Raw genomic sequence first — 24,683 nt, 5'->3', positions numbered from 1 at the left:
ATGTGGGATAAAAAACTGTCTGTCAGTTTCGTCAACATCCATGCGGAGCCCAGAAGTAAGGGGAGGTGCGCGGCTTACGTGCGAAGAGCAGTAGAAGCGGGTGGCGTACATATTAAAATCCCTACTCCAAGAATTGGTAATTCTGCATCAGCGTGTGACTACGGACCTTCTTTTTTGAGTGTTGGTTTTAAGGCTGTATATTCTTATACAGGGAATGGCCCTGTTGATACAGCTTCAATACCCGGTCAACAGGCAGGCGATGTTGTCGTAATTCAACCTATTACGGGCCATCCGCATGGGCATATTGCAATATTTAATGGTACTAATTGGGTATCAGATTTTGTTCAATTAGTCGGATTTTATCCAGGGCAGAGTTATCGAAACATAAAACCTTCTTTTATTATGTACCGTTATGGTGTGATAGAAGAAAAGATTACGCACACTGACACGTGTAAACCCGGTAAAATTAAAATAGTCTGGCCAATCCCATCTAATAGCCGCGGAAGTGATTTTATCAACCAAGACGATGTGATGTCACATCTGGAAGGGGAAGCGACCGGGTGGTATCTGCTGGGAAGCAACGGCATGTGGCACGGTGGTATTCATATCACCAGTGTTACAACGCCCTGGTGTGCGCTGAGTGGAAAAGCGGCCTCTGAATTCGTCGATTTCCCGGTGGCGTATAAAGGTGAACAGGCTGTTCGCTGTATGGCCGACGGGGAGGTCGTCGCGTACCGTATCTGCCGCGATTATCTGGATGTTCCGTGGGAGACAGGTCCCCTGAACATATCAGGCTCTTTTGTTCTGGTCCGTCACTATATTCAGCCCGGGGCGAAACAGCAAAGCGGGCTGCATTTTTATACGCTGTATATGCATTTGGCACCTTACTCCGCCTATGGCGCAAGTGTGAAAGAGACGCAGTGGATCGTGAATGACAGCCTGTCAGCATATCGCCCTGAATGGGTAATGAGCGCGAGTACCGATAATAAAAGTGTCAGTGATGCGTTCCGGATGGCGACGATCCCCAAAGGTGCTCTGGTTGAATGGGACGCTGAAGATAGCAGCTTGCGAACTACTGGCCACAATGGCCGTCGCTATGGTCTTGTGACGTTTAAAGGCCTGTCCGATAAAGCGAAGGCCAAAGGGACAAAGACGAGTCTTGAAGAAGGTCAGCAGTACTGGATCCTGACGGACAAGAACAACCTTGTTTCAACTGGTGTAGTCGCAGCGTGTCCGTCGTGGTGGACGCATCTGCAGCCGCCTTTTACGGAGCCGATGCAGTTTGACAAGGTCACGTGCCCCACACCCTACCCAATCAGTGCTGGCGACAGTATCGGACACTTGGGGTATTTTCAGGTACCCAAAGACGGAGGCTATGATGCCCGCTACCAGGTGCATATTGAATGCCTGAGTGCCGATGATAATTTGCCAGGCTTTCTGAAAAATCCTGAGAAGGTTGGAGAAAACACACCGATTTATCTGAGATGTCCGTCGGGATTGTCGCTGTTTTCAAAAGACCTGAAGGCCGGGGAAATGGTCAGTAGCGGCAGAGTCTCGCAGGGCGAAGCCATCCTGACGCTGAGTCAGGTGAAGACAGAACAGGACGCACAGAAACAGGAATACTGGTTTTTGCCCTATGCGAACGGCTATGTGCCGAAGACAAATAAGTCCGTTGAAACACTGTCGCAATACGATCTCGAAAAACTGGGTTTTACCACGATTGTGGATGAAGCCCCTGGCTTTGACCACCTGGACGGAAAAAATCCCCCCAGAGGTCTGGTCCGTGATATTTATGACAGGCTGCTCAGTGCATCCAGCAATGATATCCGCGTAAGCCATCGTGCCGTTCCGCATAACTACCAGCGTCTGCTGAACCGGATTGATGGTAGCATCAATTCTTATTCACCTCAGGAATACCTGAGCGCTATCCATAACCCGTCTTACCGGGATGTTAAAAACAGGATGATTGTGAAGCATCCCAGCGAGTGGTATCACAAGAAGAGCGATCCTATCTGGCTCCCGTTTCTGAACAATCTAACGAAAGATGCACCAGAGTGGAAAGCTTACAGTGAGGCTTATATTGAGAAGATGGTGTGGATGCAGGATGCCAGTAAACTGAAGCTGGGACCATTTCTGTGGCATATGCATCCAGTGGAGTTTTTAGGGATGTTAATCAGCAAAAAAACTGGATGGGCACATAGTAAATTTGGAGACTTCCTCGGTAAGGTTGAATCTAAGAATGATTATACAGCCTATAATGTTCATGTGACATATATGCCACATTACAAAACAAATCTTACATCAATGACTATCAAAGAGGTTATGGACTCGCAGGCTGACGAAACACCTCATGGATTATTTGCCACAGGTAGATTCCAGGTGATTCCAAATACTTTGAAAGTGGCCGTGAAAGAACTTAATCTTAATGTCAATAAATTTTATGATGAGGAAGTGCAAGATCTTATTTTTGAGCAATACCTTATAAAATCGAAGCGGCCTGCAATAATCGATTATCTTGAAGGTGATGGTAGTATTGAAGATGCGATATATGACTGGGCCAAGGAATTTGCTTCTGCTGGTGTTCGGAAAGGTAAAGAGATTAGTCGTTCAAAGACAGAATATGAGCGAAACCCTGATGGCTCAATCAAAAGAGATTCAAAAGGGAGAAAGATACATAAAAGAAGATATGCCCAGGTAGAAGGTGTTTCATATTATTCGGGCGATGGTATAAATAAAGCACACATAAAACCAGATGAAATGATTCAGGTTCTTGAGGGCTCTAAAAATGAAAATAAATAGATTTTTATTTATTTCTGTTTTAATAATGGCGGTGTTCGCAAAAGCAGAAGATGGCACGCCTCCTGTATTTAAAGATCATAAAGTGGCTATAAGTTCTGGCCCATTCATTGATAAAATATATTTTACGACGGATCAGCAACAAAATTCTAAAGCGTGGCAGAATATTATGAAGATTGAGCTTCGTAAAAATGTGAATTTTGCAGGGCATTACCGCCTTTATATTAGTAAAGATGGCGAACTCCCTTTGGATTGTGGGGGGGAGGGGTGGATTTGTGGATGGATTATTGATAAGTCTAAAGGGGTGGTAATTGCAGAATTACCTGTTTTTAATGGTAATTCACACTATTATTCAACCATAGAGAATGGAACTCCATCGCCAGATCCATTCTCTGTAGAGTTCTATCCTAATAGTGATCTTATATGGATTAATGGGGATAATATTCCAAAGAAAAAAGAAGGTAAAATTTCAGTAGAAGATAAAAAGTGCTCGAACAATGCTTATATTTTCAAACGAGAGCAGTTTATATTAAGTTTTGAAGGTGCATGCGAGGTAGGTTGAGGTGAGTACTCTTATTTTCCGTAATTTAATGACCTTATTTCAACTGATGCTTACATACTCAAGCACACCACCACCTGGTACATGCGATGAGGATGATTGCTTAAAATGAATCGCCTATATGAAAATTTCAAATACATGATGGGAAGTCTGTTTATGCCTATTATATGTGTATATTGTTGGGGGGGTAAAGTGAAGATAATATAATGAAAGATATTTTTGTGTAAAAATACACCCCAGAATGGAATGGATATGAATGCTATGCAGAATAAAATTAATGGCATCGTTGAATAACTGTGCGGCTTAAATAAAACGCAATATATTAAGCCTCACTATTCAAAAAATGATTGCAGATAAAGTGAGCTCATGGTTTGCAAGACAAAGGTTGCGGGGGAGGGGGGGCGTAATCCTTTCCTGAATATGAAGTTAATTATTTCGGTATGGTGAGTGATGAAGGAATCAATATGCTACCAATCATCCGTAAAGGCGATAAAACAACCCACGGTGGTTCCGTATTAACGTGTTCCTCTACCATGAAATTCGGTGGTATTGGCGTTGCGCGTAAAGGCGATAAAGTTTCCTGCCCGCAAAATGGACACGGTCCTACAACTATCGTCGAAGGCAATTCTAATTATCTTGATAATGGTGTCCCCGTTGCATTTCATGGTCATAAATGCGGCTGTGGCTGCACGCTTATTAGTTCGTTTTCTGCAGGAAAGGTTGGCTGAATATGCCAGTTTATCTGGATGAAGTTCCCGCTGATGCTGAAAAGATCGCGAGACCGCTGACTCTGCGTTGGGTTATTTGTCTATTTATCATTCTGGCCGTTGGCACAACGTTGGTACTTTGGCAATGGACTGGAGAACGAAGCGGGTTCGTATTCTGGTTTACCGCGCTGGGATTGCCATTTTGTTTCTGGGGTCTGTTATTCAGCTTCCGGCGTATAGGTTACAAAATTGAACAAAACGGCGAAGCTGGCTGGAACTATGAATGCGGGGTTATTGAAAATGATGAAATTTCCCGTGGAAAACGATTTGCCTGGATTCTGGATTCGTATGTGCAAACTCAGGCTGGTCGTGGCGTGGGAAGTTTACTGGCGGCAATAGAGCAGGGCATTCCATTGATGAATACCGTTAAACCTCGCGTAGGGAATATTGCCGTAAGACATTCCAGATTGACCGAATTTGACGGAAACCCTGATGCCCTTGAAGAGGCGCTTAACAAAGCGGCAATACGGGTTAAGAACATACTTGAACAGCTCCCTGAAACACTTGAATGTTGGGTTATGTTTGAATGTGATGCGGGGTTATCGGAGAAAGAAGAGGCCACATTACTGCACCTGATGGTATTGAAATCTAAAAGATCGTTGCACAGGCTATCGGTTAGCGGACCTGCTAGCGTGGATTACTGGCTGGATCGCTACTGGCGAAAACCCTCCGTATTGGTAGTTCTTACCGTTTCATTACGTCCAACGCCTAAAGAAAATGATGCTGAAGCAATAACGGCGCTGGTGTTCTGTAACCGTAAAAGTCATCGATTTCCGAATGCTGTCCGATTGCACCGTCCTCAACAAAGCCGTAATGAAACTCTGACCCACAATATGATGCATTCCTTGCGCTGGGCGGAAATACAGCCGAAGGGGATAAAGGGTATATGGATGACCGGCGAAGCGGTAACTTCTTTGCCCGGATTAAATCAGGCCTGCGAAGATAATAAAGCAACGCTCAGCCTGACTGAAGATATTAAAAATATAGATGATGTACTCGGGTTTCCCGGAAAAGCGTCGTTTTGGGCAGCGATCGCGCTTGCCAGCGAAGTTGTACAGGAAAGTGGTGTGCAGTTTATTGCCGCCCATTCTGACCCCAGGAATGACGATATCTGGCTTGCCACTATTACCGCAAAAGGACGACAGAAGGAAGTAATCAGGGAATGACAAAATTCAAAGAAAATGCCAAAGAGAAATCACTTCTTGGTACAACGTTTTTAGCCTTAATCTTCCTGAATGCCATCATTCTTTTTTTGCTCACCACGGGCAGCGATTATATGGCGTCAAAGTTTGGGATAGGGCCTTATGTCATTGAACGTGTATTTTTAGTATGCACAGCAACAAGCGTTATTGTCATTCTGATTGCCTGGGGGCTGGAAAAACACTTTTTCCTTGCAGGCCGTAGTGGCGCACATAGTCTGTGGAGGGAAAACAGAAGTGACTCCGCCAGTGCGGCAGTGTCTAATCAGGCAAATAAGTTTGTTGATGAAAAAGAACTGGCTGAAGGAAGTTTTCACGCGGAACCACTCACCGATCACCTCCACCTCCGTTATGGCCGCCGCTGGAAATCTAAGGTTCGTCTGCTGTTGGTTCAGGGCCGTGATGATCATATCGAAAAAGTGGTTCCGGGGCTCAGGCGTGACCACTGGCAGGAAAACGACGGGATTGTGCTGATCCATGCCGGATTGGCTAAGGCCCCGCCTGATCCTGAATTTATCGACGTCCTGAACCAGGTCCGTCCTCAGCGCCCGGTTGACGGCATTGTACAGGTGATGGATTGCGCGGCGCTCCCCGATCCTGCAGAGCTGGATACGCTGGTTCGCAGCCGTCAGAAGGGCGATTCACTGTTTGGCTGGCAGGCTCCGGTTTGGCTGTGGTTTATTCGTGAGGAAGCTTGGAGCCAGGAAGGGGAGGGCGTTCCAGCGACCGGTACGCTGTTTGGGCCGGGGGCGCTACCGGACGCGGCGATCGCATCTCTGGCGACGCTTTCCAGCCGTCTGCGTCGCGCGGGGATGTCAGTGCTGCTCCGCGATACCCGTCACGACTGGCTGCTGAAATTGTCCGATCGGCTGCGCGGGGCTCTTAAACAACAGTTAACGCCGTTGCTGACCAGCTTGATGACCGGGCCCGCGCCTTATCGTTTGCGCGGCGTGATGTTCAGCCCTGTACTGCCAGCAACCTCCACGCTGCCGCACGCGCGGCTGGGCCACCCGGCCTGGCAGGCGCTGGAAGAAGACTGTTTGCACGAACATCCACGGAAACTGGGTTTTCACTGGCAGCGCGTGCTGCGTCTGATACTGCTGGCGTTAGTTCTGTTGTGGGGGGCAGGAACGCTGCTGTCGCTGGGGGTTAACCGTGCGCAAATTTATCAGGCGCAGGAAACCGCGCGCGTTGCCGCCGATACCCGGCACCCCTTGACCGAACGCCTGCGTAATCAGCTCGTGCTTCAGCAGGCCATTGCCCGTTTGCAGAACTGCGAAGTGCACGGAGCACCGTGGTACACCCGCTTTGGCCTCAATCAGGACAGTGATACGCTGCGGATGCTCTGGCCACTGTACGCCCGTAACAACCAGACGCTGATGCGTGATGTACTGGCCGGCGAACTACACCGTCAGCTCAATGCCTTTGTACAACTTCCTCCTGCCAGTGATGCGCGAACGTCAGCAACCCGGAAAACCTATGACTTGCTCAAAAGCTACCTGATGCTGGCTCGTCCAGATAAAGTGGATGCACCCTGGCTTGCCGGAAATATGCTGAAAGCCTGGCCGTCCCGCACGGGCGTTGCCAACAGTGTCTGGCAGACCCAGGCGCCGAAATTGCTCGGCTTTTACGCTCAGAATCTGCCGTCCCATCCGGAATGGAAAATCAAACCGGATGTGGAGCTGGTGGGAACCGTGCGTCAGATCCTGCTCAAGCAGATTGGGCAGCGTAATGCGGAGTCAGGTCTGTATCAGGAGATGCTACAGCGTATCGCCCGCAACTGGCCGGATTTAACGCTGGGGGATATAACCGGCGATACCGATGCATCGACCCTTTTCTCGACCTCCGAGGTGGTACCGGGAATGTTCACCCGGCAGGCGTGGGAAGAGCAGGTTGAAAACGCCATTGATGAGGTCGTGAAAACCCGCCGTTCGGAAATTGACTGGGTGCTGACGGATAAGACCCATCAGGCGAGCAACGATATCTTGCCAGAAGCGCTGAAGCAGCGCCTGACAGAACGTTACTTCACCGATTTCGGTAATGCCTGGTTGAATATGGCCAACAGCATCCAGTGGAATGAAGCGGGCTCATTGTCTGAAGCCATTGCTCAGCTCAACCTGCTGGCGGATGTGCGCCAGTCGCCGCTGGTGGCGCTGATGAACACGTTGGCCTGGCAGGGGCAGACCGGGGCCAAAGGTGAGGCGTTGGCCGATTCACTGGTGAATTCCGCGAAGAAACTGGTGGGGCGTAAAAAAAATGCGCAGCGGTTTATTGAGCAGGCTCAGGGGCCGAAAGGTCCTCTGGATGCGGTATTTGGTCCGCTAAATGGCCTGATGGCCGGGAAAGACGGCACGGGTAGCAACGGCAACCTGAGTTTCCAGTCCTGGCTGGCGCGTGTGACACAGGTGCGCCTCAAGCTGCAACAGGTTACCAGTGCGCCGGATCCGCAGGCGATGGCACAGATGTTGGCTCAGACAGTCTTCCAGGGCAAAGCGATAGATCTGACCGATACCCGGGATTACGGTAGCCTGGTCGCCGCAAGCCTCGGTCAGGAGTGGAATGGTTTTGGTCAGGCGTTGTTTGTTCAGCCGCTGGACCTGGCGTGGCGCCAGGTGCTGGCTCCGGCTGCAGGGAGTCTCAATGCCCGCTGGCAGAGTACCATCGTGTCGCAGTGGAACACTGCATTTGCCGGACGCTACCCGTTTAAGGCCACGGGAAGTGATGCCTCGCTGCCGTTGCTGGCGCAGTTCCTGCGTGGCGACTCCGGTCGCATTGCCGCGTTCCTGAAAACCAATCTTGGTGGGATCCTGCATCAGGAAGGAAGCCGCTGGGTGGTTGATCCTTCAGCAAGCCAGGGCATGACGGTAAATCCGACATTTCTGAACGCCATTAATCAACTGGCGAATATCGCAGATATTGTTTTCTCGCAGGGTGATGCCGGTATTCATTTTGAGCTGATGGCACGCCCATCGCGTGATGTTGCTCAGATGCAGCTGGCGCTGGACGGTCAGAACCTGGATTACTTTAACCAGATGGAAAGCTGGCAGAGCTTTACCTGGCCGGGGAATACTTACTATCCGGGCGTGGACCTCAGCTGGCGTTCCGTGAGTACCGAAATGCAGTTGTATGCTCATAATCAGGGAAACTGGGGCTTTATCCGGTTGCTGGATAAGGCTTTGATTACTCCACTGGATAGCAGCCGAACCCAACTGGTTTGGATCACGCCGGACGGCAACCCGTTGAAATTTATTATGCGTAGTGAGCTGGGTGACGGGCCATTGGCGCTTCTGAAACTTCAGGGTTTTCGTTTGCCTGAATCAATTTTTTCAGTCGATCCTGACGATGTGAATACCACTTTGGCTTCCTCGGAGGGACAATAACATGGGGGCAGCACGTCGCTCCTGGTGCTCTGTGTTTCGCACGAGGCAGCAGAGTCTGAGGCTCTCATCCGAATACCCAATGGCCTGACGTATTAGGACTGCTGGCTGCCGCCTCGCGCAGAAGATGCGGGGCAGCAGATGCCTACCTGACTTTCTTTTTTGACTACCACACTATTCAGGAATCGCGTACATGGATGATTTAACCCTGCGCTATTACGAGGCCGAGATGCGCTATTTGCGCGAAGCCGGTAAAGAATTTGCCCGTGCTCACCCCGACCGCGCAGCGATGCTCAATCTGGATAAAACCGGTGCCCGTGACCCATATGTGGAGCGCCTGCTTGAAGGTTTCGCCTTCCTGATGGGACGCCTGCGCGAAAAGCTGGATGATGACCTGCCGGAGCTGACCGAAGGGCTGGTAAGCCTGCTCTGGCCGCACTATATGCGCACTATTCCATCACTCTCCGTCGTGGCGTTCGATCCGGAATGGCAACAACTAAAGCAGGCTGAAATCCTGTCTGAGGGGTTTCCGGTGTTGTCTCGTCCGGTTGGGCCGGATAAAACCGTCTGCCAGTACCGTACCACCCGTGATATCACTCTGCAGCCCCTTCATCTGGCTGATGCGTGCCTACAGACAGAGCCGGACGGACGTGCGGCTATTCGGCTGCGCTTTGAGTGCGCCGCCAGGGTGGACTGGGCGAAAAGCGGGATCGGTCATGTCGCTATTTACCTGGACGCTGAAAGTCCGGTGGCTTCGGCTCTGCATCTGGCGCTGACCCGCCGGGTTCATGCGATGTATACCCGCCATGCGGCAACGCGTACTGAACGCATCCGCTTTAACGGCTGGTGCAAACCAATGGGTTTTGAAGACAACGAACGTCTGTGGCCAAAAGGTGATTCGACCTTTAGCGGTTACCAGCTACTGCTGGAGTACTTCAGTTTCCGCCAGAAATTTATGTTTGTTGAGCTGCGCGGGCTGGAGTTGACCGGGCTGAATCAGGACACGACCTGGTTTGAAACCGATATTGTGCTCGACGGCGGCTGGCCATCTGATATGCCGTTTGAAACCGAAAATTTTCGTCTGCACTGTGCCCCGGTGATTAACCTCTTTACCCTGGAAGCGGACCCGCTGACCCTCGATCCGTTGGAAAACGAATACCTGCTGCGCCCGCTGCGCGTGCAGGACGGACATACCGAGATCTACAGCGTTGATAACATTCACGGCGCGGTGAAAAATGGCAAACACCCTTACGTGCCGTTCACCAGTTTTCGCCATCGTGGCGGTATGATGCGCTACGATGCGCCGGAGCGTTATTTCCATACCCGCGTGAAGCGTGGCCCGTCCGGGCTGTATGACACCTGGCTTATTCTCGGGGGGCGTTCGTTTGAGATGGAGCAACTGACGGAAAAACCCGAGTCGTTATCGATGCGCATCACCGGGACCAACGGACAGATGCCGCGTAAGGCGCTGGAAAGTACGCTGCTTGATAGGGTCGTGAAAGCGGGAAAAGTGCCTGTGAAGGTAATGAACCTTAATGCGCCCACCTTGCCACTGTATCCGCCTGCGAATGATCGCTTTCACTGGCGCGTCATGAGCCACCTGGGCTCCAGCTTCTTAAGTATGATGGATAACCCTGAAGTACTGCGCGGTACGCTGGCACTGTATGACTGGACAGATGATGAAATGAACCGTCGCCGGCTGGAGGCCATTGTAGCGGTGAAGCATACGCTGATCCGCCGGTTTGAGCGTGGCTACATGTTGCGCGGCGTGGATATTGAGGTGACGTTGAACGCCGACAACTTCGCGGGCGAGGGTGATGTAAATCTGTTTGGTGAAATGCTGCATCGCTTCTTTGCGCTGTATGCCGATGTTCACCTTTTCAATCAGCTGACGCTGGTACTGCAACCGACAGGGAAACGACTGCGATGGAAAGAGAATCACAGCCAGCACGTGCCGGGCTGACCGAGCAACTTAAAAAGGATATCTGGCGGGTTAACTTCTACCGGTTCTGCCAACTGCTTGAGCAGGACAATCCCGGTGCGCCGTTGCTCGGTACTGCCAATAAGCCGACCGCCGATCCTGTGCGTTTCCGTCCCTGGCCTGGGATGGGCTTTCCGGCAAGTGAGTTGCGTGCCGTAGAAACAGACGAAGACCATCCGGAGCTGCCACCGACGGTGCGCACCACCTTTCTGGGGATGTACGGCGTGGACTCGCCGCTGCCGACGGCCTACCTGGATGATATTGCCCAACGCCGCGAAGGATATGAAGCTACGGCATCATTTCTTGATATTTTCAGCCACCGCATTACCACCCAGTACTACCGTATCTGGCGTAAGTACGCCTACCCGGCGACGTTTGAATCAGGTGGTACGGATGCGACTTCACAGTGCCTGTTAGGTCTGGTCGGGCTGGGCATTCCCGGCACGGCGGATAATGTGGCCACTCCGGTCTCACGTTTTCTGGCGCTGCTGGGCACCATGCGCCTGCCGACCCGTAATGCCGAGGGGATTCGCCAACTGGTTGGCCTGCTGGCGCCGGACACCACGGCGACCATTATCACCCCTGATCCGGTAAAGGTCCGGGTGTCGCAGCGCAGCGGTCTGGGGAAAGGCAGCCGCGTCGCCCTGTCACAGCGGGCGACGCTCGGCAAAACCGGGAAAGAAGCCTGTAGCCGCGTATTGCTGATGTTGGCGACGAATAACCCGGAAGAAGCTGAAGGCTGGTTGCCCGGCGGGCAACTCCACACTGACCTGCTGGTGCTGCTGCGGGTCTACCTGGGTTATCGTTCAGACGTGCGACTACGGCTGACCGTCCCGGTGAGTTCGCTGCCTGAACCGCGTTTAGGGCAAAAGCGCTGTATCCAGCTTGGCCGCACTGGCGTGCTGGGACTGAAAAATGGCAAGCCTGGGAAATGTGCCCATCTGACCGTCAGCCTGGGCTGTTACGAAGGACTGGACTGCAGGCCGCTGTCTCCGGCACAGGATGGCGATTACCGCTTCGATTAATTCTGCTGTTTATTCTGGAAGGAATCTCTGAATGACATCTATTTCCCTGCGACAGGTTGTCCTGCTCGCTCTCTGCAGTTTACTGGCGGGTTGCGGACTGACGCAGACCGTCACTGAGGGTACCGTCAGCATGACCAAAGCCATTTTCTACAAAAAGATAAAGGTGCTGCATCTTGACTTTGAACCACGCGCGGCGGCCAATGCCGATGAAGCTCAGACGCCGCTGGCGACCATGGTCCGGGTATATCAGTTAAAAGACCGTCAGAAAGTGGAGGCCGCCGACTACCAGAAACTGCTGCGTGATGCCGACAGCACGCTGAAAGAGGACATGGTGGCGAGCAAATCCCTGTTGGTGATGCCCAAAGGCAGTGTCTCTCTTAATATGCCGATGGATGAAGACGCGAAGTATGTCGCGATCATCGGGCTGTTTAACAGGCCGGAGATGAAGAACAATACCTGGCGACTGGTGTTGAGCCGTGATGACCTCGATCCGGACAAACCTCGCACCATTGAGCTTGGGAAGGGTTCCCTGACGCTGGTTCCCGTTAAGGAGTGACGAGTATGGCAATGGACAACTGGCTGGCCCTGTTTGACGGGCAAACGCGCTACACGCTTGAGATAAACGACAGCCGGGTAAAACCGGATGTGCTGAACTTTTACGGGCGCGAAGCGCTGAGTGCGCCATCGAAGTGGCGCATTGAGTTCACCACGCAGCAAAGCGATGTGGCGGCGGAAGAGGTGCTGCTGACATATGCCACGCTACGGATGCTCAGTGGTCGCGAAATCCACGGTGTGGTTACGGCGTTTGAATGGTTGGGCTCAACCGCCGACCAGACGCACTACAGCGTAACGCTCTCCTCCCGGCTGTCGCTGCTTTCGCATACCCGGCGCTGCGCGGTGTACCAGAATCTTTCCGTGCCGGAGCTGGTGGAGCAGGTGCTGCGTAAGCATGGTCTGGAAGGGGCGGATTTTGAGTTTCGTCTGGAAAAGCGCTACCCACAGCGTGATCTCATCACCCAGTGGCGTGAAAGCGACCTGCAGTTTATTCAGCGCATTCTTTCAGAGGTCGGCATCTGGTTCCGTACCGGAGTGAACGACGTCACCGGACTGGACACGGTGATCTTTGCCGACGGTCAGCAATTTTATCAGTTTGGTGAGCATCTGCCGTATCAGGAGCCGTCAGACCTTTATGATGGTGCGGCGGAATCGGTATGGGGCCTGCGCACCTGGCATAACACGGTGGCCGGGCGGGTAAGAAGCCGTGATTACAACTACCGCACGGCGACCACGCCGATGGATTCTGCCGTTAGCGTCAGAAACAGTGCCACCACAACGGGAGAGCACTACTGCTACGCGGCCCCGTTTCTTGACGCGGGGGACGACAGCACCTCTGAGCCGGAAACGGAGAGCGGGGCATTTTACGCCCGGCTTCACCACGAGCGCGAGCTGAATAAATCGGCCAGACTGCACCTGTTCAGCAACGCGGCCGGGCTGATGCCGGGCATGGTACTGGAAGCGGACGGCAGCAACCTTAACGACCTGAAGGAAGGCGTGGTGATAACCCTCACCACCTACAGCGCCGCGCGTGACAGCCGTCTGCACGTATCGGCGTGGGGCATGCCGTACAGCGAACAGTTCTGCTTCCGCCCGAAAGAAGAAGTCCGCCCGAAGATACATGGCACGCTGCCGGCGCGTATTGAAAGCCGGGAGAAACACGACACCTATGCCCATCTTGATAACCTGGGCCGCTATCGGGTGAAGATGGACTTCAGCCGCGAAGAGGCGGAGCCCGGTTACCACTTCTTGTGGATACGTCAGGCGAAGCCGTACTCGGGCGACACATACGGTTGGCATACACCGCTTATCGATGGTACCGAAGTGGGCATTGCGTATGACGACGGCGATATCGACCGGCCGTATATCGCTCATGCTTTCCATGACTCTGAACACGTCGATATCGTGACCCGCGACAACCGAAGTCAGAATATTCTGCGCACGGCGGGCCAGAACGAACTGCGGATGGAAGATCAGCGGGGGCAGGAGCATATCGCGCTCACCACGCCATTCGGCGGCACGCAACTGAATCAGGGGCATATCGTCGATGGGCAGAATAAGCAACGGGGTTCAGGCTTCGAGCTGCGCACCGATGAGTACGGCGTTATCCGCGTGGCGAAAGGGCTGTTTATCACCGCTGACGGACAGGCCAAAGCCGCAGGTGAGGTGCTGGATATGGCGACGGCGCTCAGGGAAATTGAAGTGTGCCGTAATCAGCTCCAGCAGTTAGCCGTGGCCGCAGAACAGGCGCAGGCGCTGGAGGCGGATATTGCCAGTCAGATAGCCATGTTCGACCAGCGCCTGAAACCGCTGAACGAAATAATCCATTTCCACGGCCCGCAGGGCGTGGCGTTCAGCAGCGGGGAGCATATGCAGCTTGCCGCCAGCCAGAACGCGGCGATAAATGCGGGTGGAGATTTCAGCAGCGGATCGATAGGTAACACAGCGATTCTGGCCGGAGAACGCGTCGGTCTGTTCGCGCGTACGGGGTCGCTGACGCTGAACGCCAGCGAAGGCCCGGTGCAAATCCAGGCGCAGAACGGCGCGATGCACTTATCCGCAGAACAAAAGCTGAGCCTGATATCGGCGAGCGATATGCTGTTTGCGGGCAAAAGGAAGGTGACGCTGATTGGCGGCGGCAGCTATCTGAAAATTGAAGGCGGAAAGATAGAGTACGGCACGGACACGACCTATACGCGGAAGATTAAGCGCACGCATCATACGGTGCCCACATCACAGCCGATTGACTTCCCGGAAATTCACCCGGTGATACAGGACAAAATCTGTATTCCATGTCTGTTAAAAGCCATCCAGGCAAATGACGGTATTGTGCAGGGAGCATAATGATGGATTCCAGTGAGCTGTTGGCGGCATTCCCGGTGAAAACGGAAGAAAATATCTGCCTGCTGTTTGAAGCTGGCGCACAGTCGGTAAGGGATTTTCAGGAGGTTAAATCGCAACATGAAGACAGGCTTCATTCGCTGTATCTCCACCCGCAGTTAACGGAATTTAAGGACTATGGCCCCTGGCTGCTGGCAGTAGATGATAGAGAACAGCTAACAGATTATCTGAATACATTACCTGGTTGTGTTGCGGTGATTGTCTCAACCCGCTATCCGCCCTCGCTGGCCGTGCAGTTGTCCCGTGGATGTACCATCGTGCCACCCGAAGGCGCGGCAGTTCTGACGCGCTTCTATGCCAGCCATGTTGTTGAGGTGCTGGCTGGCCGTGCAGAGCATGACTGGCATGCTTATCTGTTCAACGGCATCACGCAATGGTGGTTCCCCGGTGAGACGCAATGGCAGCGACTCAGCATTTCTGACTCTGCAATTGAACATCCAGGAGATCATATCATCAGGCTGGATAAAACTACATGGCAGCAGATCGCGGATAAGCCAGAAGTGACCAGCGTATTGAATGAGTGGCAGAGGATGCCGACCAGTAAGGTGTTTCCACCGTGTGCACAGCGGTTGATGGTGATAAAGGCGCTGAATAAAAGTAAAGAGACGGGGTTGTTATCCCCGACGGATCAGAAAGTTTTCGCGCTCTGTTACCTCAATGGCGGAAGGCAACAGCTGGAATCAGATGCACTGAGGGGCGCATTACCGAACGTAGTGAATGGAACGCTATCGCTGGCAGAAGTGTTGGTTAACCTTGCAGATACACAGACTGAAAATCTGAAATATTGAGTAAGGCGTGCCGGTTAGCCGCTGATAAGAAGGCGGCAGCTCACCTCCCCGGGCGTAATATTTTTATGAATGCCGGGGATGCCGGTCAGGGACTGAATAAACGGCAGGGAGAGACAATGGGATTTGTTGAACGCCTGGAGCGGGTAGATGGCGCGGTAAACCGGTTTTATGCCCGGCGCAAAGTGTGGATCTGGGGCGTGATATCGCTGCCGGTGCTGTTTGTACTGGGCTGGATGGTCTGGGTGATGTTCTGGGCACCGCCGATGGGCGGCGTGACGCTGATAATTCACAGCAAAATTGACCGTCCGATAAGGGGATTCAGCGTGAACGGCGTGGCGGGGGGTAACGCCGGGGCGTTTAACCCTAATAATAAGTATGCGGGGGAAAATGGGGCATCAACCTGCTGCGGCAGTATCAGGGGAAAGACCGCCGAGGTGATCTGGACCGTTGACTATACAAGAGCACAGTACAATGCCGGGTTACGCACCGAGATTCATAAGGTCATTATGCCGCTGCCTGAACGAAAACGGGGTGAGAACGATCTACACGTCTACTTTTTGCCGGGGGACAACGTATTGCTGGGGTGGAGTGATAACGCCTTCTCGCCCTATGATCCCCGTAGCCCGAACTATACGCCGTCTGCGCTTCTGGAAGGAAAATAGTTATGGAAATGGAAATGGAAATGGATTTGGATATCCTCATTGCGGCGGCGCACCGGGCGCAGCAGGCCGGTGATCGCCGGCCCGGTAACGGCCCACGGATACTGCATATCGGTTTTTTCTTTGACGGCGTGGGGCGCAATATCAGGCAGGGCGTGCCGGTTAGCCGCTGATAAGAAGGCGGCAGCTTACGTCCCCGGGCGTAATATTTTTATGAATGCCGGGGATGCCGGTCAGGGACTGAATAAATGGCAGGGAGAGACAATGGGATTTTTTGAACGCCTGGAGCGGGTAGATGGTGCGGTAAACCGGTTTTATGCCCGGCGCAAAGTGTGGATCTGGGGCGTGATATCGCTGCCGGTGCTGTTTGTACTGGGCTGGATGGTCTGGGTGATGTTCTGGGCACCGCCGATGGGCGGCGTGACGCTGATAATTCATACCCGGCTTGACCGCCCCATTCTGGGATTCAGCGTGAATGGCGTGGCGGGCGGTAACGCGGGGGCGTTTAACCCTAATAATAAGTATGCGGGTGAAAATGGAAAAACAACCTGCTGCGGCAGTATCAGGGGAAAGACCGCCGAGGTGATCTGGACGCTGGATGTCACCGGGCCACAGTATGATACAGGAATGCGACCGGAACAGCGGCGGGTAGTGATGCCGCTGCCTGAGCGCAAGCGGGGTGAGAACGATCTGCACGTCTACTTTTTACCCGGGGACAACGTATTGCTGGGATGGAGTGATAACGCCTTCTCGCCTTATGATCCCCGTAGCCCGAACTATACGCCGTCTGCGCTTCTGGAAGGAAAATAGCTATGCAAATGGATTTGGATGCCCTCATTGCGGCGGCGCACCGGCCGGTGATCACCGGCCCGGTAACGGCCCACGGATACGGCATCGGGTTCTTTTCTGACGGCGTGGGGCGCAATATCGGGCAGGGCGTGCCGGTTAGCCGCTGATAAGAAGGCGGCAGCTTACGTCCCCGGGCGTAATATTTTTATGAATGCCGGGGATGCCGGTCAGGGACTGAATAAATGGCAGGGAGAGACAATGGGATTTTTTGAACGCCTGGAGCGGGTAGATGGTGCGGTAAACCGGTTTTATGCCCGGCGCAAAGTGTGGATCTGGGGCGTGATATCGCTGCCGGTGCTGTTTGTACTGGGCTGGATGGTCTGGGTGATGTTCTGGGCACCGCCGATGGGCGGCGTGACGCTGATAATTCACAGCAAAATTGACCGACCCATTCTGGGATTCAGCGTGAATGGCGTGGCGGGGGGGAATGCCAGCGCCCATAATCCGAACAATAAGTATACGAATGAAAGTGGAGGTGCGACAACCTGCTGCGGCAGTGTCAGGGGAAAGACCGCCGAGGTGATCTGGACACTCAGCGTCACCGGGCCGCAGTATGATACAGGAATGCGGCCGGAACAGCGGCGGGTGGTGATGCCGCTGCCAGAGCGCAAGCGGGGTGAGAACGATCTGCATGTCTACTTTTTGCCCGGGGACAACGTATTGCTGGGATGGAGTGATAACGCCTTCTCGCCCTATGATCCCCGTAGCCCGAACTATACGCCGTCTGCGCTTCTGGAAGGAAAATAGCTATGGAAATGGATTTGGATACCCTCATTGCGGCGGCGCACCGGGCGCAGCAGGCTGATGATTACCAGGTCGGTAACTGTTCACGGATACTGCATATCGGTTTTTTCTTTGACGGCGTGGGGCGCAATATCGAGCAGGACGCGCTGGAAAACCGGCTGAGCAATATTGCCCGGTTGTTCAGAGCATATCCGGAAGAAGAAAATAAAACGGACGCAGTGTCATATAAAAAGCACTACATATCCGGTCTGGGTACTCCCTTCCTGGAAATGGAAGGTGAAGCACTTCAGCAGATTATGGATGGCACCGGTCACGCGGTGCAGGAAAGCCTGAAAAACCAGCCTGCCGATGCGCTGAGGGATATTATCAAAGCGAAAATGGGTGGCGCCAGCAGCCAGGAGGCCAGCAACGAGTTAAGGCAAAAGCTGCTGACGCCTAAAGGTCAGCTAAAAATGCTGAGGGACGCCACCCTGAAAGGCGTGATTCGGGCAGGTATCGAGGCCACACCCTGGCTACGCGACAACGAGTTTATGGCCTACAGTATGGTGAGCGGGGCCGACACGCGCCTGAACAGTACCCGGATCCGCTTTGAACGCACCTTTGACGATGCGATGAAGAGCGGCGAGGTTCCCGTGCGGCTGATTTCGCTATCGGTGTTTGGTTTTGATATGGGGGGAACCCAGGCCCGGCAGTTTATTGATCTGTTGCTGAATGAAATGTGCGGGCAGGATAAGGAGGGAAAGCCGACCTTCCGCGGTGTGCCGCTTGATATGGTGTTTACTGGACTGTTTGACTGTTCGCGTGATACGCCAATGAGTAGCGATAACGGTCTGGACTATGCCAGCAGCATCCTGGAATGGGTGCCGGAAAAACGCGTGGAGACAGCGGGGCAAATTATCTCGCTGTTCGGGCGCAAGTATCTTGACCATCAGTCACCGTTACCCGAGCCGGTCAAAAAATCGCTGCACCTGGTGGCGGCGCATGAGCGCCGACGCTGGCGGTGCGTTTATCGCACCGGTCGGGACGATGCCGGGCATCAGGAGATATTAATGCCGGGATGCAGCGAAGATATCGGTGGCGGCTTAAAACCCGATGTGCAGAAACCGAGCGCTGAGCTGTGCCGAGTGTCGCTACGGCAGATGTACAAAGAGGCGATGAAGGCAGGGGTTCCTTTCCCTGATTTCAGCTCGCTGTATGATACCGACCGGTTGGTATGGTCTTATTTTGACATTCGTGACAGCGTGGAAAGTCAGTCGGTTGATCGCTGGGTCACGTCATATCAGCGCGCAGTCAGTGCCAGCGAACTGAGCTATCGGGCGATGAACCGGCACCTTGACGGTTATTTTGAGTGGTTGGGTCGGCAGTTTTACGAATACAAAAGTGAGCTGCGCCGGCTGGAAGGTATCCGGGACGGAATACTGTTATCGCCGTCGTCAATGGCGGGGCTGGTGGGGGTTTCACTTCAGGCCCGTCAGGCAAGGGATGAGGTAATGGATGATATTCTGACGCTGAAAAAACACTGGAGCTGGCTGTCTGATGTCGCAAATGCGGCCCATCTTCTGCTGACCCGGGAGTATCATTACCCCCCGCAGCTTTATCTGGACAATATCCTTATGCCTGCACGTGATCGTGCTGAGCATTTTCTCGCATGTGGTGTGGCAGGGCACGATGGAAAATCTCCACCGGTTAGATGGTGCGTGGACGCATCGGTGCTTTATGCGTGGTTCGTGCATGATGTGCAGCGTGCTGAAGGCATTAATGACGGATATTTTTCAGTGCGCTGGATGGAACCCCGGAAGTGACAATAATTTGCAGAAAATCCCCGGTGAATTGCGCTACGCCATTGATGCCGAGCTGAAAGGGGTTGGACTGGTTCGCTACGGCACGGGATTTATGCCGCAAGGGAAAGTCCTGCTGCGTCATCTCAGGCAACAGCAGTACCTCAACAATTAATCAGGCACTCAGGCCATTTTTATCTCCCGGAGTGGGAGCAGCAGGTCAAGTATGTCGGCAAAAGCACGGTTTCTTAAAAAAATTCAGGCATTGCAGCCTGCTTCCTGTTCTTTTGAACGTAAAAGTCAGGCGGACATTGCAGCGTTCCGTCTGCGCATGAGCGAGCTTCAGGAATGTATCGCGCAATGGCTGACGGATACGGGTATCGAAACGGAAACGTCAACCGTTTCACTCACTGATTTACTGGTGGATAACCAGGCGTTCGATCTTCCGGCGCTGCGACTTTACTACGATAAAAAGGCGATAAAGTTTACGCCACTTTATTTGTACGGACAGGGCGTAACGGGATGCGTTGAAGTGAGTCTCTGTGTCGAAAGAAAACAGACGCCCTTGTATCGTCTGTTTATGCGTGCAGGCAGCCATAACGACTGGTGCTGTCGCCCTGCGGAAACGCCCGCTGGCCCCGTCACGGTATTCGATGAGGAGATGTTTTTCAGCATGATTGAAAGTGTGTTGCCATAGTCACTCGTAGCACGACCTGACAGCGTCTGCAGTGTCGGGGTTCAGGAAGGTATCTGTGAAACATGCACCGCTATCGGGCGTTGTCGGGGGAAGGACTTTCATCCCGATGATACATCGGGTAGCGACTCAGGCTGGATAAAATAAAAGCCCCGGCTTTATCGCCAGGGCTTTATCAATGAGTGAAGAGGACGGATTGTCACCTTCTGCGGGGGCTTTTACTTCGCTTTACCCTGGTTAGCAACGGCTGCGGCTTTCGCGGCAATCTCGTCAGCATCACCCAGATAGTAGTGTTTAATGGGTTTGAAGTTTTCGTCGAACTCATAAACCAGCGGCACGCCCGTTGGGATATTCAGTTCGAGGATCTCTTCTTCACTCATGTTATCCAGGTATTTTACCAGCGCACGCAGCGAGTTGCCGTGGGCGGCGATAATCACTTTCTCACCGCTTTTCATGCGAGGAAGGATAGACTCTTCCCAGTATGGCAATACGCGATCGATAGTCAGCGCCAGGCTTTCCGTGGTGGGCAGCTGCTCAGCGGTCAGTGCCGCATAGCGTGGGTCGTGTCCCGGGAAGCGCTCGTCTGCACGATCCAGCTCCGGTGGCGTGACCGCAAAGCCGCGGCGCCACTGTTTTACCTGCTCGTCACCGTATTTCTGCGCGGTTTCGGCTTTATCCAGTCCCTGCAGCGCACCGTAGTGGCGCTCGTTCAGACGCCATGATTTTTCAACCGGCAGCCAGACCTGATCCACTTCGTCCAGAATGTTCCATAACGTATGGATTGCACGCTTCAGCACCGAGGTATAGGCGAAATCGAAGGTAAAGCCTTCTTTTTTCAGCAGTGCGCCCGCTGCTTTGGCTTCAGTACGGCCTTTATCGGACAAATCAACATCGTACCAACCAGTGAAACGGTTTTCATTGTTCCACTGGCTTTCACCGTGACGTACCAGAACCAGTTTAGTGACAGCCATCGCTTAACTCCTTAATAATCTGATGTTTCAAGGATAATATCTCACAGTATACTGCTGAAGCGGGCAGCGCACCAGCCGCGTAACTCACTGTGCGTTACTCCGGCTACCTTCTGCTCATTTCTCACGCAGCATCAGCATGCGGTTAGCGTATAGCGCGTCACGGAACGCCAGGTTTCGTCAGGGTGCAACCAGCAATCAGGCTGAGGCCAGTCGGCGCGGTTGGGCGAGTCAGGTAAAAAACCGCTCTCCAGCGCGATCCCCTGGTAATCCGCATAATTACCCTGTCCACGGGCTGGCGTACCGTTGAGATAGTTTCCGGCGTAGAACTGTAGCGCTGGCGCGCTGGTTGCGACCGTCAGGCGCAGCTTATTATCGGCAGACCAGAGCTGCGCTGCAGGCTGCGAGTCGTCGCCCCTGGCATCCAGCAAAAAGGCGTGGTCGTACCCCTTTACCGCTAACTGATCCTCATCCTGCAGGAACCTCTCTGCAACACAGTGTGGCTGACGGAAGTCAAAACTGGTCTGCTCAACGTTTTTCAGACCAGCGCGTGGGATACCGTTGCTGTCGACCGGCAGATAGCGGTTAGCCAGCAGTTGCAGGCGGTGCTGCCTGGCATCGCCCTGATGCGCATCAAGGTTGAAATAAGCATGGTTGGTCAGGTTGACCGGGCAGGGACGATCGACCGTTGCCTGATAAGTGATGGACACGGTGTTGTCATCATCAAGGTGATAGCGTACCGAGGCCAGCAGGTTGCCAGGAAAGCCCTGATCGCCATCAGGTGAATCGATGTGATAGTGCACTTCGCTTTCACTCTGACTCACGATCTGCCAGCGTCGCTTATCGAAACCTTCAGGCCCGCCATGCAATTGATGCACGCCCTGATTCGCCACCAGGGGGAGTTTGCCCTCGCACAAGGTCGCGTTAGCAATGCGATTGGCATAGCGGCCTATGGTGGCGCCCAGATAAGCTGACTGATGCAGATAATCAGATGGGGTTGTGCAGCCCAGCAGGGCGTCCCTGACGCTTCCATCTTTCATGGGGACGCGTGCGGAAAGCCAGGTTGCTCCCCAATCCATAAAAGTGGCGACCATGCCGTTACGATTACGCAGTACGGTGATGCGCCAGGGTTGGCCATCCGGCGCGTGTGAATTTGGCGTTAGCATTGTCCCGCCCCCGCCGCGGCTTTACAGACATAGAAGGTCTCTTTAATGCCGGACTTTGCTTCATAGTGCGCAGCAACCGCGGCTTTAACACTATCGACTTTATCTTGTGGCATAAGTGCTACGATGCAGCCGCCAAAACCGCCGCCAGTCATGCGTACGCCACCTTGCTCGCCGATCACTCCTTTCACGATGTCGACCAGCAGGTCGATGGGAGGAACGGTAATCTCAAAATCGTCCCGCATCGAGGCATGAGATTCTGCCATCAGCACGCCCATACGCGTCAGATCGCCTTTGCTCAGGGCATCGGCCGCTTCCAGCGTACGGGCATTCTCCGTCAAAACATGACGTACGCGCCTGGCGACCAGCGGGTCGAGCGCCTGTTCAACGGCCTTAAACTGTTTGATATCCACATCGCGGAGCGAAGGCTGGGCAAAGAATCTCGCACCGGTTTCACACTGTTGACGGCGAGTATTATATTCGCTGCCCACCAGGCTACGGCGGAAATTTGAGTTGATAATCACCACGGCGATTCCTTCCGGCATCGGGACTGGACGTGTACCCAAAGTACGGCAGTCCAGCAGCATGGCATGATCTTTTTTACCCAGCGCAGAAATCATCTGATCCATAATGCCGCAATTGCAGCCAACAAACTGGTTTTCCGCTTCCTGGCCGTTGACGGCAATTTCCGCGGCATCGACGGGTAAATGGTACAACTGCTGGATGGCGGTGCCCACCGCGACCTCAAGCGACGCGGAGGAGCTTAACCCGGCGCCCTGCGGTACATCGCCGCTGATGACCATATCCACACCAGCAAAATTTTTATTACGTTTTTGCAGGTGTTTCACCACGCCTCGCACATAGTTGGCCCACATCTGATCCTTATGGCTCATGATCGGCGTATCAAGTGAAAAAACGTCTTCCTGATTATCATAATCGGCGGCGATCACGCGGATCTGGCGATCGTCACGTTTGGCACAACTGATGACCGTTTGATAATTAATGGCACAGGGCAGGACAAAACCGTCGTTATAATCGGTATGTTCTCCGATCAGATTAACGCGCCCCGGAGCCTGGATAGTGTGGGTTGGCGGATAGCCGAATTTTTCACTAAAAATGTGTTGGGTCTTCGTTTTTAAACTCATTGTGATGTCCCCGTCTGGCGAAAATGAATATCGCTGACAGAACGCAGCCGTTCTGCCGCCTGTTCCGCCGTTAAATCGCGCTGGGTTTCAGCCAGCATTTCGTAACCCACCATAAATTTACGAACGGTTGCGGAGCGTAGCAGCGGCGGATAAAAGTGGGCATGTAACTGCCAGTGCTGATTATCTGCGCCATTGAACGGTGCGCCGTGCCAGCCCATAGAATAGGGGAAAGCGCACTGAAACAGATTATCGTAGCGGCTGGTCAGCTGTTTCAGCGCCAGTGCTAAATCCTCGCGCTGCTCATCGTTCACATCAATGAGGCGCTGAATATGTGCTTTTGGCAGCAGCAATGTTTCAAACGGCCATGCGGCCCACCATGGCACCACCGCCAGCCAGTGCCGGGTTTCTACCACGGTACGGCTGCCATCCTTCAATTCGCGTTCGCCGTAATCCACCAGCATCGGCGAGCCGTTTCGGGAAAAATAGTCGCGCTGCGTGTCATCCTCGCGTTTGACTTCATTGGGCAGAAAGCTATTTGCCCAGACCTGTCCGTGCGGATGTGGATTAGAGCACCCCATCGCTGCGCCCTTATTTTCGAAAACCTGCACCCATGGATAGCGTTGGCCCAGTTCTGCGGTTTGTGCCTGCCAGGTGTCGATGATTTGCACCAGCGCGGTTAAGGGGAGTTCCGGCAGCGTTTTACTGTGGTCAGGGGAGAAACAGATCACTCTGCTGGTGCCGCGCGCGCTTTCACAACGCATGAGTAAATCATCACTGACGGGTGCCGCAGGCGTATCCGCCATCAGCGCGGCAAAATCATTGGTAAAGACGTAAGTTCCGCTATAGTCGGGATTTTTATCACCCGATGCGCGGGTATTACCGGGACATAAAAAACAGTCGGGATCGTGAGGCGGTAGTGTTTCCGGTGACGGAGTTTCCTGTGCACCTTGCCACGGGCGTTTGGCCCGGTGCGGAGAGACTAAAACCCACTGATCTGATAAAGGGTTGTAGCGGCGATGAGGATGATCAACCGGATTAAATGTTGGCATCTTTTTTCCTGGTATCCTGATAAAGCGCAAGGGCTGACTTAAACGTAGCATATTGGTGAGGCAGGAAGCGTGATCGAGTTTGAATAAATGGAATCGGTTACACAAGGAGTTATTCTTGTTTTTTCTGTGGTAATAGTGATTTTTTATTTTTTCATCTTCTAAATATGCCAATCTTTTGGTAGCGATT

At 53.2% G+C, this 24,683-nt stretch carries 21 protein-coding genes and 1 pseudogene; 18 read left to right on the top strand and 4 right to left on the bottom strand.

Annotated elements, in window-relative coordinates; translation table 11 throughout:
* The 18 genes and pseudogenes from J1C60_RS12255 (at nt 1) to J1C60_RS12170 (ending at nt 20,174) form a co-directional block, all read left to right on the top strand.
* Nucleotides 1-2,799, top strand: coding sequence for a hypothetical protein (locus tag J1C60_RS12255; protein WP_206612512.1), 2,799 nt, complete (start codon nt 1-3; stop codon nt 2,797-2,799).
* Nucleotides 2,786-3,358: a hypothetical protein gene (locus J1C60_RS12250; protein WP_128177970.1), complete on the top strand. Its 573-nt coding sequence runs from the start codon at nt 2,786-2,788 to the stop codon at nt 3,356-3,358. The genes J1C60_RS12255 and J1C60_RS12250 overlap by 14 nt, the downstream gene beginning before the upstream one ends.
* Nucleotides 3,359-3,819: 461 nt before the next feature.
* Complete coding sequence (locus tag J1C60_RS12245) at nt 3,820-4,083, top strand: PAAR domain-containing protein (protein ID WP_128177968.1); 264 nt, start codon at nt 3,820-3,822, stop codon at nt 4,081-4,083.
* A 2-nt stretch (nt 4,084-4,085) separates the two neighbouring features.
* Nucleotides 4,086-5,288, top strand: coding sequence for a PrgI family protein (locus J1C60_RS12240; protein WP_128177966.1), 1,203 nt, complete (start codon nt 4,086-4,088; stop codon nt 5,286-5,288).
* Nucleotides 5,285-8,701 carry an ImcF-related family protein gene (locus J1C60_RS12235; protein ID WP_128177964.1) on the top strand — a complete coding sequence of 1,139 codons (3,417 nt, stop codon included), beginning with the start codon at nt 5,285-5,287 and terminating at the stop codon, nt 8,699-8,701. Before J1C60_RS12240 ends, J1C60_RS12235 begins: the two co-directional genes overlap by 4 nt.
* Nucleotides 8,702-8,891: 190 nt before the next feature.
* Nucleotides 8,892-10,661: a type VI secretion system baseplate subunit TssF gene (gene tssF, locus J1C60_RS12230; RefSeq protein WP_128177962.1), complete on the top strand. Its 1,770-nt coding sequence runs from the start codon at nt 8,892-8,894 to the stop codon at nt 10,659-10,661.
* Nucleotides 10,625-11,704 carry a type VI secretion system baseplate subunit TssG gene (gene tssG / locus J1C60_RS12225; protein WP_128177960.1) on the top strand — a complete coding sequence of 360 codons (1,080 nt, stop codon included), beginning with the start codon at nt 10,625-10,627 and terminating at the stop codon, nt 11,702-11,704. Before tssF ends, tssG begins: the two co-directional genes overlap by 37 nt.
* 31 nt (nt 11,705-11,735) lie before the next feature.
* Nucleotides 11,736-12,260, top strand: a complete 525-nt coding sequence (tssJ, locus tag J1C60_RS12220; protein ID WP_128177958.1) for a type VI secretion system lipoprotein TssJ — start codon at nt 11,736-11,738, stop codon at nt 12,258-12,260.
* A gap of 11 nt (nt 12,261-12,271) precedes the next feature.
* On the top strand, nt 12,272-14,602 hold the full coding sequence (locus J1C60_RS12215) for a type VI secretion system Vgr family protein (RefSeq protein ID WP_128178018.1): 2,331 nt from the start codon (nt 12,272-12,274) through the stop codon (nt 14,600-14,602).
* Nucleotides 14,602-15,447: a DUF4123 domain-containing protein gene (locus tag J1C60_RS12210; RefSeq protein WP_235859170.1), complete on the top strand. Its 846-nt coding sequence runs from the start codon at nt 14,602-14,604 to the stop codon at nt 15,445-15,447. Before J1C60_RS12215 ends, J1C60_RS12210 begins: the two co-directional genes overlap by 1 nt.
* Nucleotides 15,448-15,563: 116 nt before the next feature.
* Entirely contained in the window at nt 15,564-16,109 is a 546-nt protein-coding gene (locus J1C60_RS12205; protein WP_242080477.1) for a DUF3304 domain-containing protein, read from the top strand.
* Between the two features lie 2 nt (nt 16,110-16,111).
* Complete coding sequence (locus J1C60_RS12200) at nt 16,112-16,279, top strand: hypothetical protein (protein ID WP_242080462.1); 168 nt, start codon at nt 16,112-16,114, stop codon at nt 16,277-16,279.
* A 91-nt stretch (nt 16,280-16,370) separates the two neighbouring features.
* Nucleotides 16,371-16,916 carry a DUF3304 domain-containing protein gene (locus J1C60_RS12195; RefSeq protein ID WP_242080476.1) on the top strand — a complete coding sequence of 182 codons (546 nt, stop codon included), beginning with the start codon at nt 16,371-16,373 and terminating at the stop codon, nt 16,914-16,916.
* A 2-nt stretch (nt 16,917-16,918) separates the two neighbouring features.
* Entirely contained in the window at nt 16,919-17,062 is a 144-nt protein-coding gene (locus tag J1C60_RS12190; protein ID WP_164877279.1) for a hypothetical protein, read from the top strand.
* A gap of 91 nt (nt 17,063-17,153) precedes the next feature.
* Nucleotides 17,154-17,702, top strand: a complete 549-nt coding sequence (locus J1C60_RS12185) for a hypothetical protein (RefSeq protein WP_242080475.1) — start codon at nt 17,154-17,156, stop codon at nt 17,700-17,702.
* Nucleotides 17,703-17,704: 2 nt separating this feature from the next.
* Complete coding sequence (locus tag J1C60_RS12180) at nt 17,705-19,501, top strand: DUF2235 domain-containing protein (protein ID WP_128177956.1); 1,797 nt, start codon at nt 17,705-17,707, stop codon at nt 19,499-19,501.
* 10 nt (nt 19,502-19,511) lie between these two features.
* Nucleotides 19,512-19,652: pseudogene (locus tag J1C60_RS12175) on the top strand (type VI secretion system baseplate subunit TssE); the annotation flags it as partial.
* A gap of 51 nt (nt 19,653-19,703) precedes the next feature.
* Entirely contained in the window at nt 19,704-20,174 is a 471-nt protein-coding gene (locus J1C60_RS12170; RefSeq protein WP_128177954.1) for a hypothetical protein, read from the top strand.
* A 215-nt stretch (nt 20,175-20,389) separates the two neighbouring features.
* Here J1C60_RS12170 and gpmA read toward each other — a convergent pair whose 3' ends face one another.
* The 4 genes from gpmA to galT form a co-directional block, all read right to left on the bottom strand.
* Nucleotides 20,390-21,142: a 2,3-diphosphoglycerate-dependent phosphoglycerate mutase gene (gene gpmA / locus J1C60_RS12165; protein ID WP_128177953.1), complete on the bottom strand. Its 753-nt coding sequence runs from the start codon at nt 21,140-21,142 to the stop codon at nt 20,390-20,392.
* Nucleotides 21,143-21,273: 131 nt separating this feature from the next.
* Nucleotides 21,274-22,305 carry a galactose-1-epimerase gene (gene galM, locus J1C60_RS12160; protein WP_128177951.1) on the bottom strand — a complete coding sequence of 344 codons (1,032 nt, stop codon included), beginning with the start codon at nt 22,303-22,305 and terminating at the stop codon, nt 21,274-21,276.
* On the bottom strand, nt 22,299-23,447 hold the full coding sequence (gene galK, locus J1C60_RS12155; RefSeq protein WP_128177949.1) for a galactokinase: 1,149 nt from the start codon (nt 23,445-23,447) through the stop codon (nt 22,299-22,301). Before galK ends, galM begins: the two co-directional genes overlap by 7 nt.
* Complete coding sequence (gene galT / locus J1C60_RS12150; protein ID WP_128177947.1) at nt 23,444-24,496, bottom strand: galactose-1-phosphate uridylyltransferase; 1,053 nt, start codon at nt 24,494-24,496, stop codon at nt 23,444-23,446. Before galT ends, galK begins: the two co-directional genes overlap by 4 nt.
* Between the last annotated feature and the right edge of the window lie 187 nt (nt 24,497-24,683).

Source organism: [Pantoea] beijingensis (assembly GCF_022647505.1).
Taxonomy (GTDB): domain Bacteria; phylum Pseudomonadota; class Gammaproteobacteria; order Enterobacterales; family Enterobacteriaceae; genus Erwinia; species Erwinia beijingensis.
This window is presented reverse-complemented; position numbering and strand designations above follow the sequence as displayed.